This is a genomic window from Kitasatospora sp. GP82, assembly GCF_029892105.1.
Lineage (GTDB): Bacteria > Actinomycetota > Actinomycetes > Streptomycetales > Streptomycetaceae > Kitasatospora.
Genome location: NZ_JARZAJ010000037.1, coordinates 49,896 through 63,581, shown reverse-complemented (window position 1 = coordinate 63,581; position 13,686 = coordinate 49,896). Strand labels below are relative to the sequence as shown.

General features: G+C 69.3%; 15 protein-coding genes. 6 read left to right on the top strand and 9 right to left on the bottom strand.

Annotated features, from left to right (window positions below; genetic code table 11):
- Window positions 1-170 precede the first annotated feature (170 nt).
- Complete coding sequence (locus P3T39_RS28865) at window positions 171-839, bottom strand: hypothetical protein (RefSeq protein ID WP_280702128.1); 669 nt, start codon at window positions 837-839, stop codon at window positions 171-173.
- Entirely contained in the window at window positions 811-1,923 is a 1,113-nt protein-coding gene (locus P3T39_RS28860; protein WP_280702127.1) for a hypothetical protein, read from the bottom strand. Before P3T39_RS28860 ends, P3T39_RS28865 begins: the two co-directional genes overlap by 29 nt.
- Before the next feature lie 327 nt (window positions 1,924-2,250).
- Between P3T39_RS28860 and P3T39_RS28855 the strand changes: the two genes are divergently transcribed.
- The 3 genes from P3T39_RS28855 (at window position 2,251) to P3T39_RS28845 (ending at window position 4,201) form a co-directional block, all read left to right on the top strand.
- Complete coding sequence (locus P3T39_RS28855; protein WP_280702125.1) at window positions 2,251-2,790, top strand: GNAT family N-acetyltransferase; 540 nt, start codon at window positions 2,251-2,253, stop codon at window positions 2,788-2,790.
- A complete protein-coding gene (locus P3T39_RS28850) occupies window positions 2,787-3,362 on the top strand; it encodes a phosphotransferase (protein ID WP_348534396.1) in 576 nt (191 codons plus the stop codon). Before P3T39_RS28855 ends, P3T39_RS28850 begins: the two co-directional genes overlap by 4 nt.
- A gap of 95 nt (window positions 3,363-3,457) precedes the next feature.
- Window positions 3,458-4,201: an aminoglycoside phosphotransferase family protein gene (locus P3T39_RS28845; RefSeq protein WP_280702123.1), complete on the top strand. Its 744-nt coding sequence runs from the start codon at window positions 3,458-3,460 to the stop codon at window positions 4,199-4,201.
- Window positions 4,202-4,230: 29 nt separating this feature from the next.
- Here the strand turns inward: P3T39_RS28845 and P3T39_RS28840 are convergent, their stop codons facing one another.
- Together P3T39_RS28840 and P3T39_RS28835 are read right to left on the bottom strand one after the other, a co-directional pair.
- Window positions 4,231-4,425, bottom strand: coding sequence for a hypothetical protein (locus tag P3T39_RS28840; RefSeq protein ID WP_280702122.1), 195 nt, complete (start codon window positions 4,423-4,425; stop codon window positions 4,231-4,233).
- 121 nt (window positions 4,426-4,546) lie between these two features.
- Window positions 4,547-5,860 carry a helix-turn-helix transcriptional regulator gene (locus P3T39_RS28835; protein ID WP_280702120.1) on the bottom strand — a complete coding sequence of 438 codons (1,314 nt, stop codon included), beginning with the start codon at window positions 5,858-5,860 and terminating at the stop codon, window positions 4,547-4,549.
- A gap of 155 nt (window positions 5,861-6,015) precedes the next feature.
- On the opposite strand from P3T39_RS28835, the gene P3T39_RS28830 reads away from it, so the two are divergent.
- The 3 genes from P3T39_RS28830 to P3T39_RS28820 are packed head-to-tail and all read left to right on the top strand — an operon-like array spanning window position 6,016 to window position 8,701.
- On the top strand, window positions 6,016-7,008 hold the full coding sequence (locus P3T39_RS28830) for a Gfo/Idh/MocA family oxidoreductase (RefSeq protein ID WP_280702118.1): 993 nt from the start codon (window positions 6,016-6,018) through the stop codon (window positions 7,006-7,008).
- Complete coding sequence (locus P3T39_RS28825; protein ID WP_280702116.1) at window positions 7,005-8,258, top strand: DegT/DnrJ/EryC1/StrS family aminotransferase; 1,254 nt, start codon at window positions 7,005-7,007, stop codon at window positions 8,256-8,258. The genes P3T39_RS28830 and P3T39_RS28825 overlap by 4 nt, the downstream gene beginning before the upstream one ends.
- Window positions 8,255-8,701 carry an NUDIX domain-containing protein gene (locus P3T39_RS28820; RefSeq protein ID WP_280702114.1) on the top strand — a complete coding sequence of 149 codons (447 nt, stop codon included), beginning with the start codon at window positions 8,255-8,257 and terminating at the stop codon, window positions 8,699-8,701. Before P3T39_RS28825 ends, P3T39_RS28820 begins: the two co-directional genes overlap by 4 nt.
- Window positions 8,702-8,871: 170 nt before the next feature.
- On the opposite strand, the gene P3T39_RS28815 is transcribed toward P3T39_RS28820, so the two are convergent.
- The 5 genes from P3T39_RS28815 to P3T39_RS28795 form a co-directional block, all read right to left on the bottom strand.
- Complete coding sequence (locus P3T39_RS28815; protein ID WP_280702112.1) at window positions 8,872-9,759, bottom strand: hypothetical protein; 888 nt, start codon at window positions 9,757-9,759, stop codon at window positions 8,872-8,874.
- Window positions 9,760-9,898: 139 nt separating this feature from the next.
- Entirely contained in the window at window positions 9,899-10,345 is a 447-nt protein-coding gene (locus P3T39_RS28810; RefSeq protein ID WP_280702110.1) for a hypothetical protein, read from the bottom strand.
- Entirely contained in the window at window positions 10,342-12,444 is a 2,103-nt protein-coding gene (locus P3T39_RS28805) for an integrase (protein WP_280702108.1), read from the bottom strand. The genes P3T39_RS28810 and P3T39_RS28805 overlap by 4 nt, the downstream gene beginning before the upstream one ends.
- A complete protein-coding gene (locus P3T39_RS28800; protein ID WP_280702107.1) occupies window positions 12,441-13,307 on the bottom strand; it encodes a hypothetical protein in 867 nt (288 codons plus the stop codon). Before P3T39_RS28800 ends, P3T39_RS28805 begins: the two co-directional genes overlap by 4 nt.
- A complete protein-coding gene (locus P3T39_RS28795) occupies window positions 13,304-13,591 on the bottom strand; it encodes a hypothetical protein (RefSeq protein ID WP_280702105.1) in 288 nt (95 codons plus the stop codon). The genes P3T39_RS28800 and P3T39_RS28795 overlap by 4 nt, the downstream gene beginning before the upstream one ends.
- Window positions 13,592-13,686 lie beyond the last annotated feature (95 nt).

Genomic DNA, 13,686 nt, shown 5'->3' with positions numbered 1-13,686 from the left:
CCCCGCTGCGCCCACCCCCCCCACCACACCCGCCCACCACGTCGTTTGGGGGGTCCCGAGTTCCCGGGCCGGGGGGCCCCCCCCCCCCCTTGGGGGAGTGCGGGGACCCCGCTCGAGGTTCCGGCCGCGAACACTGCGGCGTGATCTCAGGCGGGGTATGCAGTCAGTAGTTACGCAGTCGGCAACCGCGTGCACAAGGGCGGGATCACGCCGGTCTCCAGGGCGGCGGTCACCAGGCGCACCATCCCCTCGGGGACTTTCGACCCGAATTCCCCGCCGCTCCGACGGGTCATGAGGGACATGTCGAAGATCCGGATCGCGGTGTGGAGCAGGCCGGTGGGCACCGGATGTCCGAGACGCTGTGTGACTGCGGCCTGAAGACCGGTGATGCTGCTCGCCTCCGGCAGAACCTCAGCGATCGTGTCCACGAGCAGGTCGTACCGGGTCATGATCAGATCGGCTGTCCTGGGGTGGACCTCCAGCGCGGTGCCGTACTCGTCGTGGCGCACCGTCACCGCGAACCCGTCCTTCACCAGGGCCTCGCGCAGTCGGTCTCGCGGCTCCGGCTCGTCCATGCCGTAGACCACGACCAGGCCGGACCAGTTCTCTGTCCGAAGGGCAAAATGGTCAATGCTCAGCAGGTCAACGAGCCGACTCACCCCTTCGCAGACCTGGCTGAGATCTCCGACGTGCACCGGATCCAGTGACCCGTCCCCGCGGAACGTGTGACGGGGATAGCGAGCGGGCGCGTTCATGAAGTCGACGAGCGATTTCCCATCCATGCCAACCTCCGGCGGTCGTGTCTGCACTTCAGCGTTCGCTGCCGCCCACGGGGCCATCGGGAATGATGAGGCGGCCGAAGTCCCGGCGTGCCCGCTCAACGAGCTCGGGGTCGGGACCGTCGGGCGAGAACCAGGCATCCGGGTTCCGGTCCTCCACCAGGAAGCGGTCCGGTCGGATTTCGGTGACAGACCACCCGGACAGATCCTCGGCCCGGTCGAGGTGGGCGCCGGTGAGGAGCTGGATGCCGTGGGCGTCCGGTACGTGCCGGCTCCAGACAGAGTGGTTGGCTCGTAGGTCGGTGGTGGAGATGGTGGGCAGAGCGGGCAGTTGCCTGCCGCGGTCCTCCCAGCTGTAGGCCCACAGGCCGGTCATCGCGACGAAGGCGAGCCGGGCGCTGGGTGCCTCGGCGACGACGGCGTCCCGGACGCGGTCGATCAGTTCGGTCCACGGCAGGGCGGGGTCGTACGCCTGGTAGACAGCCAGGCCGTCCCGCTGGACGAACACCCGAGCAGCGCGGGCCTCCGCTTCCTCGTACTGCATGAGCGTCGCAGTGTCGGAGCCGCGGAGAGTGGCGGTCAGGTGCGCCGCGATCTCCGCAGGCCCGGCAGGGTCGTGCTGGAGGATCGGTGTTGCGCTCAGGTGAGCGGTCCCGCCGGCGTGGGCGGCCCAGCTGGCCGCCCGCTCGCCCCACAGGAGGACATCGGCGCGGCCGGTGAGCGCGTGGTCGAGGGCGACGAAGGCGGTGGCGCGTAGTTCGCGCCCGTGGCGCAGCCAGTGAGGCGGCATCACGCTGGAGGTCGCACGGACCAATCCCGACTGCCCCTGCTGTCGCAGGGATGTGCTGAAGTCCTCCAGCCAGGTGGTCAGCGACGCGGGGCCGGCGTAGCCCTTGAGTGTCAGGCCGGTGCCGTCCAGGGTGAGCACCGGCCCTTGGCCCCACATCGCATCGTCCGTTCCGTCCCGGTCCGCGGCCGCGAGCGCGGCCTCGGTTGCTGCGAGCAAATCGGTGTTGTCGCCGTCCCACCTGGAGCCGCCAGGGCGGTCCGGTACGAACTCGATGTGGCAGCTGTCGTGGCCGTTCCGCTCGAGTGCCGCCTCGATCCCAGCGAGGTTGAGCCGGATTCCCCCCGTATCGGTCATGCCGGAACCCTATCCCTGCTGAGGGTGACAGCCGGGGTCGTAGCCGGGTCGGGCCCGCCGCTGGATCACCAGCGATCGTGTTTACGGGTTCAGAGTCTCGGTTGGGTCGCCCGGTTCGGCGTGGTCCGTCATGCGTGGGTGTCCAGAGGCAGCATCGGATCCCGGGCTGCCGAAGCCCACCGCGCACTGGATCACTGCGCTCCCGAAGATGCAGTCCAGCCGGTGCCGCACCATCCTCACCACGGTCCGCACAGCCGGCGGTCGGCAACTGCGCGCCGCCGGGCACAGTGATGCGCTGGACGCCCTACGCACGGCACTATCGACACCATGACCTCGCCGCTCCAGGCCGCCCCTCAATGGACACTCACCGCCGTCCCGTACGGCAGCTCCGACGCCCGCACCCTCACCCAAGCCCTCCACCAGGAACAGCTGGCCACCTACGGCACCGCCGACGACCCCGGGGCCACCGAGGACGCGGAGTTCGCCGCCCCCAACGGCCTGTTCCTGATCGCCCGGCTCGGGGATGGACCGGCACTGGCCTGCGGAGGCTGGCGCACGCTCAACGCCTCGACCGCCGAGATCAAGCGGATGTACGTAGCCCCGCCCGCCCGCGGCCAGGGGCTCGGCTGCCGGATCCTCGCCGCTCTGGAACAAGACGTACTCGACCGTGGCCCCACCGAGATCCTGCTGGAGACCGGCGTACGCAACGTCGCCGCCCTCGCCCTGTACACCACGTGCGGGTACGCACCGATCCCCGCGTACGTTCCCGGTCGCAACCCCGACATCAACCGGGCGCTGAAAAAGGTCAGCCGGCAGCAGTCAGCACGCCGTCTGCACACCGACCTGCTCACACGGCCAGACCGATGAAACACCCCGACCGGCCCGGCCCACCAGCCGCCGATGCACCGCCGGAGCTCCCCGCACCGGGAGCCGTCGCGTTGACCGGCGGGCGCATGACGACGGGCATCGCCCGTGACGGCGCCACAGTCCGTCGCCCTTCCACCCCAGCCTCACCCTTCGTCGCCGCCCTCCTCGGGCTGCTGCACGCCCGCGGCTTCGACGGCGCGCCGCGCTACCTTCGGCGCGAGGGAGCGACCGACATCCTCGACTTCCTGCCTGGCGAGGTCCCCGCACGATTCCGCACCTGGTCAAACCAGCAGGTCAGCGCCGCCGGTACGCTCCTACGCTCATTCCACGACGCCACCAGAGGAAGCGACCTCGCCGGCCGATTCCCGGTGGTCTGCCACCACGACCCCGGACCGAACAACGTCGTCTTCCGCGACGGAGTGCCGGCAGCTCTCATCGACTTCGACACCGCGGCACCCGGCTCCCCGTTGGAGGATCTCGGCTATATGGCGTGGACGTGTTCTTCGCGCTCAGCATGTCTCATGAGACATAGGGCCGATCACGAGTCATGCAGTGGACCTGCGGCGCACTGACGCTAGCGATGACCCAGGTAACGTCACCCCTCAACAGCCGCGTGACACAACTGAGCGATCCGCCCTGTGAACGGCGGCAGGAAGGAACCGGCGGCATGGCCGAGATTCTTGACGAAGTCGTCCCGTTGCAGGGAGGCCGGATCACCAGCGGCGTTGTGCGTGTCGGTGAAACGGTCCGGAGACCGGCCTCGGCTGCCTCGCCGTTCGTCGCCTCTCTGCTTGGTCTGTTGGAGAGCCGAGGGTTCACCGGAGCGCCGCGCTATCTCGGTCGTGATCAGTCGGGCAGGGACACCTTCAGTTATGTGCCGGGCTGGGTTCCGGCTAAGTTCCGGCCGTGGACCGACGCGCAGGTCGCTGCAGCCGGCGTCTTGGCGCGCGCGATGCACGAGGCCACCCGGGGCAGCGATCTTGCTGGTCAGCATCGGGTCGTGTGCCACCACGACTTGGGACCGAACAACGCCGTCTTTCAGGATGAGATGCCGATCGCCTTCATCGACTTCGACATGGCCGCGCCGGGCAGTCCGTTGGAGGATGTCGGGTATATGGCCTGGCTGTGGTGCTCGTCATCGAAGGAAGGGGCGCCTCCTGCGGATGTTCAGGCATCCCAGGTGCGTGTGCTGGCAGACGCCTATGGCCTGGTTGGTCCTGAGCGTGCTGTGCTCGTCGACTCGATGCTGGAACGGCAGGCCCGCAACGTCCGCTTCTGGGCGGAGGTGCAGGCCGGCTTCCAGGCCGTCGAAGCCACTGCCCAGCAGATCTCGGATCGCATCACCTGGTCCCGGCGTGAGCACGAACACACTGCTGCGCACCGCAAGGTCTTTGAAGACGCCCTCAAGTAGTTGGGGTGAACTACTGAGGCAGCGTCGACTCAGGGCATCCGAGGGCAACCGCCGTCGGATGCGGCGGTGAGCGGCTGCGGGCCGAGGTTCCACGTCAGGGCGACACCCTCGGGGCGCGTGGCAACGGCGAGGCCGGTGGTGCCGGGCTCGGTGAGCACGTAGCCGGCGTCGTGCAGAGCCGTGCGAACCGCCTCGTACAGGTGCTGGTGGTGCTGGTGGTGCATCGGGCGAGCCTAACCCGCCGGTACCTCTGGGTTGGTCACCCAGCACGGCATCGCCCTGCCCGAGGCCCTGCAGCAACCACCGCCGGTCCGCTGACGATCCCGCTTCGGCGCCGAAGGGCGCTCAGGCGGCTCTGAGCCGCTCCAGGAATTCCGGGACGCCGTCCACCTGGCGGTAGGGCTTGAAGGCCGGCGCGAGGTCGCGCACCAGGGTGACGCACCGCTGGGCGCCGATGCGGGTGGCGAGGTCCAGGGACTTGTTGGTGACGGCGAGGGCCTGTTCCACCTCGCGGGCCTTGAGGAGGTTGCGGGCCTCGTAGGTGAGGAAGATGCCGCGAGTCTTGTCCCGGGCGCGGGGCAGCAGGCCCATGCCCTCGGTGATGCGGGCGTGCGCGAGGTCGGTCCGTCCGAGATCGAGCATGCACTGGCCGGAGTCGACGGCGAGGTCTGCCGGGCTCATCCACGCACACCACCCGGGGGCCGGGTCGGAGGAGGTGGCCGACAACGCGGTCTCGGCGGCCGTCAGGTCGCGGTAGCAGTCGGAGCGTTCACCGAGTGCGGCGTGCGCCCGGGCCCGGCGCAGGAACAGCAGGGAGCGGGCGGTGGGGTGCTCGGTGCGGACAAGCGCGTTGCCGAGCAGGTCCACGGAGATGCCTGGCTTGCCAAGCCAGTTCGACTGGTAGGCGAAGTCGGAAAGGACCCCGGCGCCGAAGTCGCGGGCGCCCGCCGCGTGGGAGCTGTGCAGGGCCGAGGTCCACAGGCGGCCCGCGGCGGAGTGCCGGCCCTGGTCGAAGCGGTACCAGCCGCAGGTGGTGGCCAGGGACGCCGCCAGGACGTGCAGGCGCTGGCCGGTGGGCTCGGTGTAGCGGCCGTCGGCGATCAGGTCGGTGACGGTGGCGAGGTGGGCGTCCATCAGCCGGGCGGTGTGCTGGCGCTGTTCGGTCGGCAGGGCCGTCAGCTTCGCGCTGGTGTCCTCCAGCCAGTCGACCAGCTCGGTGTCCACACGCTTACCGTTCAGCGCGGTGGTCAGGCGGTCCGGCTCGACGCGGGCCCACTGGGAGGCGAGGCCGGCCAGCGACACGGCGCTGAGGGTCATGAAGGTGCGGCGGTCCATCGCGGTTCTCTGGGCCTCTCGAAGTGCTTGGACGGTGTACGCGGAGCCGAGCGGCAGCGGGATGTCGTGGCCGGGCAGCCAGTCCGGCCAGCCGAACATCTCGACGTCCTCGGGCGGGACCTCGAAGGCTTCGGCGATCCAGACCTGGGTCTCGGAGCTCGGGACCTTGCGCCAGGTCTCCCATTTGCTGACGGCGGCCTTGTCCGCGCCCGAGCGGAACCCGTGCGTGCGGGCCGCCCGGTCCATGTGCAGGGCGAGGTCCGACTGCGACCAGCCGCGCAGGTCGCGTGCGTAGGCGAGGGGGTGCCGGATCGCGTCGTCCACGGGCCCAATTTCATCATCGACAGTGACGGGAAGCCTACTGCCAGCGAGGGCGGGACTACCTCGGGACTACAGACAATGCCTGTTCGGTGACTGTCCGTTGGGCTGTACTCGACACGCATCGACAAGTTCTCGCACGAAGCGGAAGGAGTCTGCCCATGAAACGTCGAGCCGCCGTCATCGGCCTCGGTCACCAGGCGCTCGAAGACCACCTGCCCGGCCTGCTCGGGTCAGGCCGGGCCGAGCTGGTCGCGGTCTGCGACAGCGACCCGGACGCACTGCGGACCCAGCAGGACGCCCTGAAGGTGCCGGGCTTCGCCAGCTCCGGCGACCTGCTGGACGCGGTGAAGCCGGACTTCGTGATCGTCGCCGTCCCGCACCACGCCGGCCGGACGGTGATCCAGGAGTGCGCCGCCCGGGGCGTGCACGTGCTGAAGGAGAAGCCGTTCGCCACCTCCCTGCCCGAGGCGCGCGAGCTCGCGGAGATCTGCGAGGCGGGCCGCGTGGAGCTGATGGTCACCCTCCAGCGGCGCTTCAACCCGCTCTACACCTCGGTGCCGCAGCTGCTGGACCAGATCGGCACCCCGTTCCTGATCGACGGCCAGTACACGTTCCACACCGACGACCCCGGCGGCGGCTGGCGCGGGGACGTCAGCCAGGCCGGCGGCGGCTGCATCATCGACATGGGCTACCACCTGGTCGACCTGCTGCTGTGGTACTTCGGCATGCCCAACCGGGTGCTCGCCGAACTGTCGGCCTCCGCCGTGCCCGAGGGCGGCTACGACGCCGAGGACACCGCTGTCATCCAGCTCGGCTACGACAACGACCTCTACGGCTCCATCCTGCTGTCGCGCTGGATGGCCCCCAAGACCGAGAAGCTGCACGTCGTCGGCACCCGCGGCTCGGTCCTGCTGACGAAGGGCCAGGTCCAGCGCCTGGCCCTGGACGGAACGGTGGTCGAGGAGCTGTCCCGCCCGCAGGCCCCGGCGAGCGCCGCGACCGCGCAGATCGACTACTTCTGCCGGGTCCTGGACGGCGAGCGCCCCAACACCTCCGGACCCGACCAGCACCTTGCCCACGCCGCCTTCGTCGCCTCCTGCTACGCGTCGAAGAAGGCCGGGCGCTACATCGACCCGAAGGAGATGCTGTGACCCAGACCCTCGCCCTGCTCGGCGGCGAACCGTCGGTGACCGCCCCCGGCGCGCACTTCGCGTGGCCGCCGATCGACGACACCACCCGCGCCAAGGTCGCCGCCCAGCTGGATACGGCCGTCTCCATCCCCGGCCGGTCCGGCATCGTCGCCGAGCTGGAGGACGCCCTGCAGGACTACTTCGGGGTCCGGCACGCGGTCACCCTCAGCTCCGGCACCTCCGCCCTGCACGCCGCCTACTGGGCCGCCCGCGTCAACGCCGGGGACGAGGTGATCGTCCCGGCCTGGACCTTCCACGCCACCGCCTCCCCGCTGTTCCACCTGCGCGCCGTGCCGGTGCTCTGCGAGACCGGCCCGGACGGCAACATCGACCCCACCCGGGTCGAGGAGCTGATCACGCCCCGCACGCGGGCCATTATGATCACCCACCTGTGGGGCCGCCCGGCCGCCATGCACGCGCTTCGGGCCATCGCCAAGACCCACAAGCTGGCCCTGCTGGAGGACGGCTCCCACGCCCACGGCGCCTCCCACGGGGGGCAGAAGGTCGGGACGTTCGGCCTCGCCGGGGCGTTCTCCCTCAACGGCCCCAAGCCGTTGTCCGGCGGCGAGGGCGGGTTCGTCCTCACCAACGACGATGACACGTACTACCGGGTGCTGACCTTCGCGCACTACAACAAGCGGGCCAAGTCGGAGATCCCGCAAGGCCATCCGCTGGCGCGGTACGCGGTCACCGGCTCCGGCCTCAAGCTCCGCATCCACCCGCTGGCCGCCGCCCTCGCCAACGACCAGCTCGGCCGCCTCGACGGCTACCTCGCCGGCCGGGCCGAGATCGCCCGCTACCTGAGCGAGCAGTTCGCCGACATGCCCGGCCTGGATGTCGTCGCGATGCCCGACGGGGTGATCCCGTCCTGGTACGCCTTGACGTTCACCTACCGCCCCGACGAACTGGGCGGGCTGAGCGTCGACCGGTTCCACCAGGCGCTCCTGGCCGAAGGTGCCACCGAGTTCGACCGGCCCGGCTCCACCCGCCCGATGAACCAGCTGCCGCTGTACCGCCAGCCCGGCCCGCTGTTCCCCGGCCACCCGCACTCCCACCGCCGGTACGTGGACGGGGACTTCCCCATCGCCGAGCACACCTACCAGCACACGATCAAGCTCCCGGTCTGGCATCGTGAGCAGGATCTTCCGCTGGCCGAGAGCTACGTCAGCGCGGCCCGCAAGGTGATCGACCACCATAAGGAGCTTCTGTGACCTCCCTCTTCGCCACCGAACCCGACTTCGTCCCCGGCCTGCTGGCCGAAGCCGAGCAGGCGGGTATCGGGCAGTTCGTCGTCGGTGCGCTGATCACCGACGAGTCCGGCCGCGTGCTGCTGCTGCGACGCAAGCCCGAGGACTTCCTCGGCGGCCTGTGGGAGCTGCCCGGCGGCGGCGTCGACCCGGGCGAGCACCTTCAGGAGGCCCTGAGCCGGGAGGTCATGGAGGAGACCGGCCTGACCGTCATCAGGGTCACCGGCTACGTCGGCACCTTCGACTACTCCTCGGACAACGGGCTGATGACCCGACAGTTCACCTTCGCCGTCACCGTCGAGAAGCACGATCCGATCGTCCTGACCGAGCACGACGACTCGACCTGGGCCGACCGGGGCGAGCTGCCGACCGTCAGCGACGAGACCCGGGCGCTCCTCGTCCCCTGACACCTGCGGTACCGGTAGGACAGCGGCGCGGGCCGTGGACAACTCTGCAACGAGTCGTCCACGGCCCGCGCTGTCGCTCAGTCGGCCGCCAGCTCGGCGCGCGGGTCCCGCAACGCCGCAGACGCGCGGTCGGCGGGCCCGAGACGGCCGCCGCCCACCTCCCTCACCGTCTACTGGGCGTTCAGCGGCCTGAAGCCCTCCAGCGCCACCAGGGCGTCGTCCATCTCGTCCCTGACGTGGGTCCAGTTGAGCTCCCGGGCGGCCTTCGCGCACCGGGTGCAGCCTGCCATCTCGAACGAGGCGCCGTGGGGCCCGGTGTGGAAGGGCCCCTGCTGGCGGCACAGTGCCTCGTCGGGGGCCGTGATGATGTGCACGGACAGGCCCTGGCGGGTGTAGCCGAACTTCAGCCCCATCCCGGTGTGCAGGATCCGCTTCCCGTCCGCTTCCGCTTCGGCGCGGGCCTGTGCGGGCACCGTCGGGGCCGTCGGCCCGTCCGGGCCGACGATCTGACCGATCAGGCCGGGATAGCGGGCGGTCCAGCGGTCGAACAGCTCGCGCAGCTGGACCTCGCGCTCCTCCCGCAGGGCGAACGCCTCGCCGTCCTCGGCCCCGTGCGCGGCGAAGGACTCGTTCTCGGCGAACCACTGCTTGCCGATGGCCGCCAGCTCGGCGTACAGCCGCAGGTGGTCCGGGTGCCGGCGCCAGTTGTCGCAGCCCTCCTCGGCGGACAGGTCCATGCCGTCGGGCATCAGGTACAGGCTGGTGAACCAGTCGGGTTCGTCCTCGACGCCGCACTGCCCGAACAGGCTCGGGCCGTCCTCCTCCTCGCCGAAGTCGATGCCGTACACCGTGTCGCCCGGCAGGTCTGAGACCTGGTCCGCGTCCTCCAGCATCCGCAACGCGGTCGGCTGCCCGGGCCCGGTGTGGCGCCACTCGACCACGTGGAAGGCGTCGCGCCTGGCCTGCTGGACGGCCTGGAACCTGGCGCAGTCGCGCGACTCGCGGGCCGACTCCTGCCGCTTGCGGCGCTTGGCGCGGGCCGACTTGCTCGGGCTCATACGGTGATACCTCCAGGTCAGGGCCGACAACGGGGCCGCCCTGCTCAACGACGCCGGCCCCGGCGGGGTGACTGGCGCTCAGGCCACCGCGCGAAGGCGGCGATGCTGATGGCACTGCGGGCACTCGACGGGGTTGGGTTCAGTGACGTTGCCGGGGGCCGCGGGGGCGGATGGGCGTGACCGTGGTTGTGATGTCTTTGTCCAGCTGCTGCCGGAGTGCTTCGTTGTCATGGAAGAGGGCGGCGATCGCGGTGTGGGCGGCCTTGAGTTTGTTCTCCAGGAGCGTGCATTCCTGAGTCTTCGCGGTCAGGCGCCTTTTGAGGTCGGCGATGGCCGCGTCTCGCTTCGCTTCGCCGGGGGTGGCCTTGCCGTGGGCGGCGAGGTGCGCGTCCCACTCGGCGAGGACTGCGTGGGCGCGGTTCATGGTCGCGCGGCTGACCTGGGCCTCTTTGTAGAGGTTCTCCTTGGTGAGGCGGCCGTCGCTCCGTTGTGGGCGGCCTTCGAAGAGCCGGGTCATCGCGGCTCGCAGGGCGGCAGCGGTCTTCGGGCTGACCTGGTCCTCACCGGCGTCGATGGGACCGGTCACCGGGGCTCACCGGCCATCTTGAGGACGTTGCGGGTGATGTCCAGTTCGCGTTCGGCGAGGTCTCGGCGGCAGGCCGGCGTGGAGACGTTGTTGATGAGTTGGAGCTGTTTGCGCTGGTGGGAGTCGTAGATCGGCAGGTGCTCGGGGCCGATCATGCTGTTGGCGCACCGGTCGGGCCGACAGCGTTCGTCGAGGGGGCCGGTGTGGCCTTTCGGAATGATCGCGTTCTCAAGGCAGACGGCGCCGACGGGGTTGGTGTGGTCCGCGGTGCAGTTGTTGAGCATGCCGAACCGGATATGGATCCTGGTCGTTCGCAGGAGAGTGTCGGCAGTGCGGGCGTCCCCGTTGCGAGCCTTGACGGTGGCGTCGATCTGGTCGAAGGCGTCCTTGACGCGATCGGCGCCAGGCCCGAATCCGATCTCCTCCCCTGCGGTGTGACGCTCGTAGAGGTCTTTGATCTTGCGGAACTTGACGCTGTCGAGGGCGTCTTCGAGGTACTTGGCCCAGTTGTCATCGGAGGCGGCGTAGCTGCGGGTGGTGGCGTTGGCCAGGGCACGTTTGGCGAGGTGCTTGAGCTGGATGCCGGTGGCGATCTCGGACCCGGGGAACTGGTCGGTGAGCATCGCCATCGTGCGGCGGAACATGTGCGGGCGGATGTAGGTCGTGGGGATCTCGTCGAGGCCGGTCCAGGCCCGGTTCTCGTTCACGAAGCGGACGAACGCCGCCAGCATCCTGGAGCCGACGATAGTGCCGTCCTGCCTGTCCGCGCCGACCGGGGAGAAGACGCGCTCAGGGTGCCGGGAGACGGCCTCGGCGACCGTGAGGGCTTCAACGAGCGGTTCGGCGATCCACCAGTGCTTTCCTGGGCGGTTGGGCGTGCCCTTGATCTTCGTGGACGAGATGGCCGGGGTGCTGTAATGCTCGACGACGGCTGCCCGCAAGATCTCGTGGATCTCCGAGTCGCGCATCATGGAAAGGCCCACGACCAGGACGAATGCCGCATTACGAAGTGCCGTCTTCAGGTCGTTCAGCGGTCGCGGGCCGATGCCGGGGTGCCAGGGCCCCGTACTGCCGTCCGGCCGAGCCGTCTGTGCGAGTTCTCCGGTCAGCGCCTGGGTCGTGGTCCGCCCCTTGACCACTTCCCCCAAGACCAGCGCACGTCGCTGCCTCCCGATCCGACTGCCCGACGCGGAAAAAGCCTCATGGTTGTCCCGTTCGTATCCCAGGAGAAGCGCCAGCAGGCTCCAATTCACCTGCGGATCCCGATCTTTCGAGGGCACGGTGTGGAGGGGGATCTTGTTCTGGGGGTCGGCGAGCCATTCCTCAAGCCGGTCGTCGATGTCGAGTGCCGACGGGTTCGCGGCAGCAAGGAGCTCATCGTGACGGCGATCGGCGCGCAGGACGTCAGGGGCGAAGTCGTGAATGTAGGCCCAGGCTGCGCGGATCAGTGGGAACCACGTCGCCGGGGGAACCGTGGGGGTAGCAAGAACTTGGCTGACACTCAGCTGGGCGACGCTGCGGGCGCTCTGACCAGGCCACGGGTCGCCGACAGGCCAGGGCAGGCTCAGGGCGGGGGCGGCTGCCGCCAGATTCTTGAGGGCGGTCACGTGCCCCCTGACCGTGTCCCCAGCGGCCCCGGTCGCGGCCATGTCGATGATGCGTTGCCGCAGGTCCTGCGCCGTCCACGCGTCCGGATGAGCCGGGAGTCCGTTCTTGTGGCCCCACTTCGCCGCCGTCCGCAGGCGCGAGGCCGTCTGGATCAAGGCGCCCGGGGCGCCGTAGCCTTCGAGGACGACACCGCTCTTGAGGACGGCGGGGTGCCGCGGGTTGAAGGTCAGCATCAGGAACTCGCGGGCCAGCAGATTCCAGTACGGATCCTCCAGCTCAAGGCTGAAGTGGACCATCCACGAAGCGGCTGTGCGGTTGGCTGGCCGCTTGAGAACTCCGTTGAAGTTCCAGAGGTTCCTGTCGCCGAACCGGGGGATCCGGGCGCCGGGCTCACGGGCCTCGGGCAGCAGTGAGCGTCCCTGGACAACGGGTTCGTCGTCGCGGAACAGAGATGGGCGTCGCTGCTCGGGCAGGGACAGGGGCAGGGTCATGCGTCGAACTCCGTGTTCGCGGCGAGCGGCAGGTCGAGGACGGCCTGGCCGGCTTCGATGTGCTTGCGGGCCTGGTCCAGTTCCTCGGGGGTGCGGCCCTCCAGGACGGCGCGGAGGTTCACCCAGCTCTGCCCCCAGAGCCGCTCGAATGCCTGCGGAGGCAGAACTGTGCGAAGTCGTTCCAAGTGCTGTTTGAATAGGATGAGTTGAGGCAGATTGGAAGGAAGGATCCAGGCGTTGCGGCATTCCAGGCAGCGCAGCGGTGCGACGGCGCAGAGCTCGCCGGGTCGGCTGTAGGGACCCTGGTAGGGGTTCTTGCAGTGGGAGACGCCCATGTCGAGCTGACCGGCCATGATGTCCGCGGCCTCCTGGGCGGACAGGCCCGAGTCCTCCAGCAGGTCTTGGTCGACTTCCCCCACGGCGCCGGAGATGACGGTGGGGCCGTCGACCCGGTCAAGAGCCTTGTCGAGCCAGTGCTGCTGGGCCGTGGCGATTGTCCGCCCGGACATGATTCGCAGCGTGGTGCCCTGTGCGTAGTGGGTGGCGAACGTTTCCTCGGTGTGGTCGTCCGCAGCAGCGCTGATGCGTCCTTCGGTCACGATGGCCTTCTCGACCTTGACCGACTTCCGCATGCGGCCGATGTGCCGGTCGCCCTTGATGTCGACGCCCATAGCGTCCAGCCAGTTCCCGAACGAGCTCGGGGGCACGGGCTTCCACTCGTCGAAGACCGCGGTGTAGTCGTTGCGGACGGTGGCGCTGACGAAGAGCGTGTGGGTGACGTGCGGGGCCTTGACCCGGACCCGGGCGGTCATGTCCAGGAACTGGCGGACCACCTCGCTGGCCTCGCGCCGTGGCCAGTTCACCGAGAGCTGCCCTTCAGCGTCTTCATCCGGGCCCTGCTCCACGGGTGCGGACTGGTCTCGAAAGGCCTGGTGGCGCCGGCGGTCTCGTCCAGCAACGCCGTCGACAGATATCTGCCGAACTCGCATAGGGGCGGGATCGGCGTCTGCGTCTCCTCGTCGAGGTACACCGGCGTTCCGTCGAGGATGCCCCGCCGCTTCAGCAAAGCGGCCACCTTCGCAGCAGAGATCACATCAGTGTCCAGGTACTTCTCCAGCAGCCCGGACTGCACAAAGGCAAGATCCACAGTCGTTCCTCCCCAGGAGCCGGAGAGGAACTCCCGTCAGCTCACCTGTCTCGCACCACCACAACGAGTCGAGACTGAACCACACATCTCATGAG

Excerpts from the sequence above, each read along its gene's own strand:
- P3T39_RS28860 (WP_280702127.1), bottom strand. The coding sequence starts at position 1,923 with ATGACCGATACGGGGGGAATCCGGCTCAACCTCGCTGGGATCGAGGCG.
- P3T39_RS28830 (WP_280702118.1), top strand. The coding sequence starts at position 6,016 with ATGAAACGTCGAGCCGCCGTCATCGGCCTCGGTCACCAGGCGCTCGAA.
- P3T39_RS28865 (WP_280702128.1), bottom strand. The coding sequence starts at position 839 with ATGGCCCCGTGGGCGGCAGCGAACGCTGAAGTGCAGACACGACCGCCG.
- P3T39_RS28840 (WP_280702122.1), bottom strand. The coding sequence starts at position 4,425 with ATGCACCACCAGCACCACCAGCACCTGTACGAGGCGGTTCGCACGGCT.
- P3T39_RS28845 (WP_280702123.1), top strand. The coding sequence starts at position 3,458 with ATGGCCGAGATTCTTGACGAAGTCGTCCCGTTGCAGGGAGGCCGGATC.
- P3T39_RS28815 (WP_280702112.1), bottom strand. The coding sequence starts at position 9,759 with ATGAGCCCGAGCAAGTCGGCCCGCGCCAAGCGCCGCAAGCGGCAGGAG.
- P3T39_RS28805 (WP_280702108.1), bottom strand. The coding sequence starts at position 12,444 with ATGACCCTGCCCCTGTCCCTGCCCGAGCAGCGACGCCCATCTCTGTTC.
- P3T39_RS28855 (WP_280702125.1), top strand. The coding sequence starts at position 2,251 with ATGACCTCGCCGCTCCAGGCCGCCCCTCAATGGACACTCACCGCCGTC.
- P3T39_RS28850 (WP_348534396.1), top strand. The coding sequence starts at position 2,787 with ATGAAACACCCCGACCGGCCCGGCCCACCAGCCGCCGATGCACCGCCG.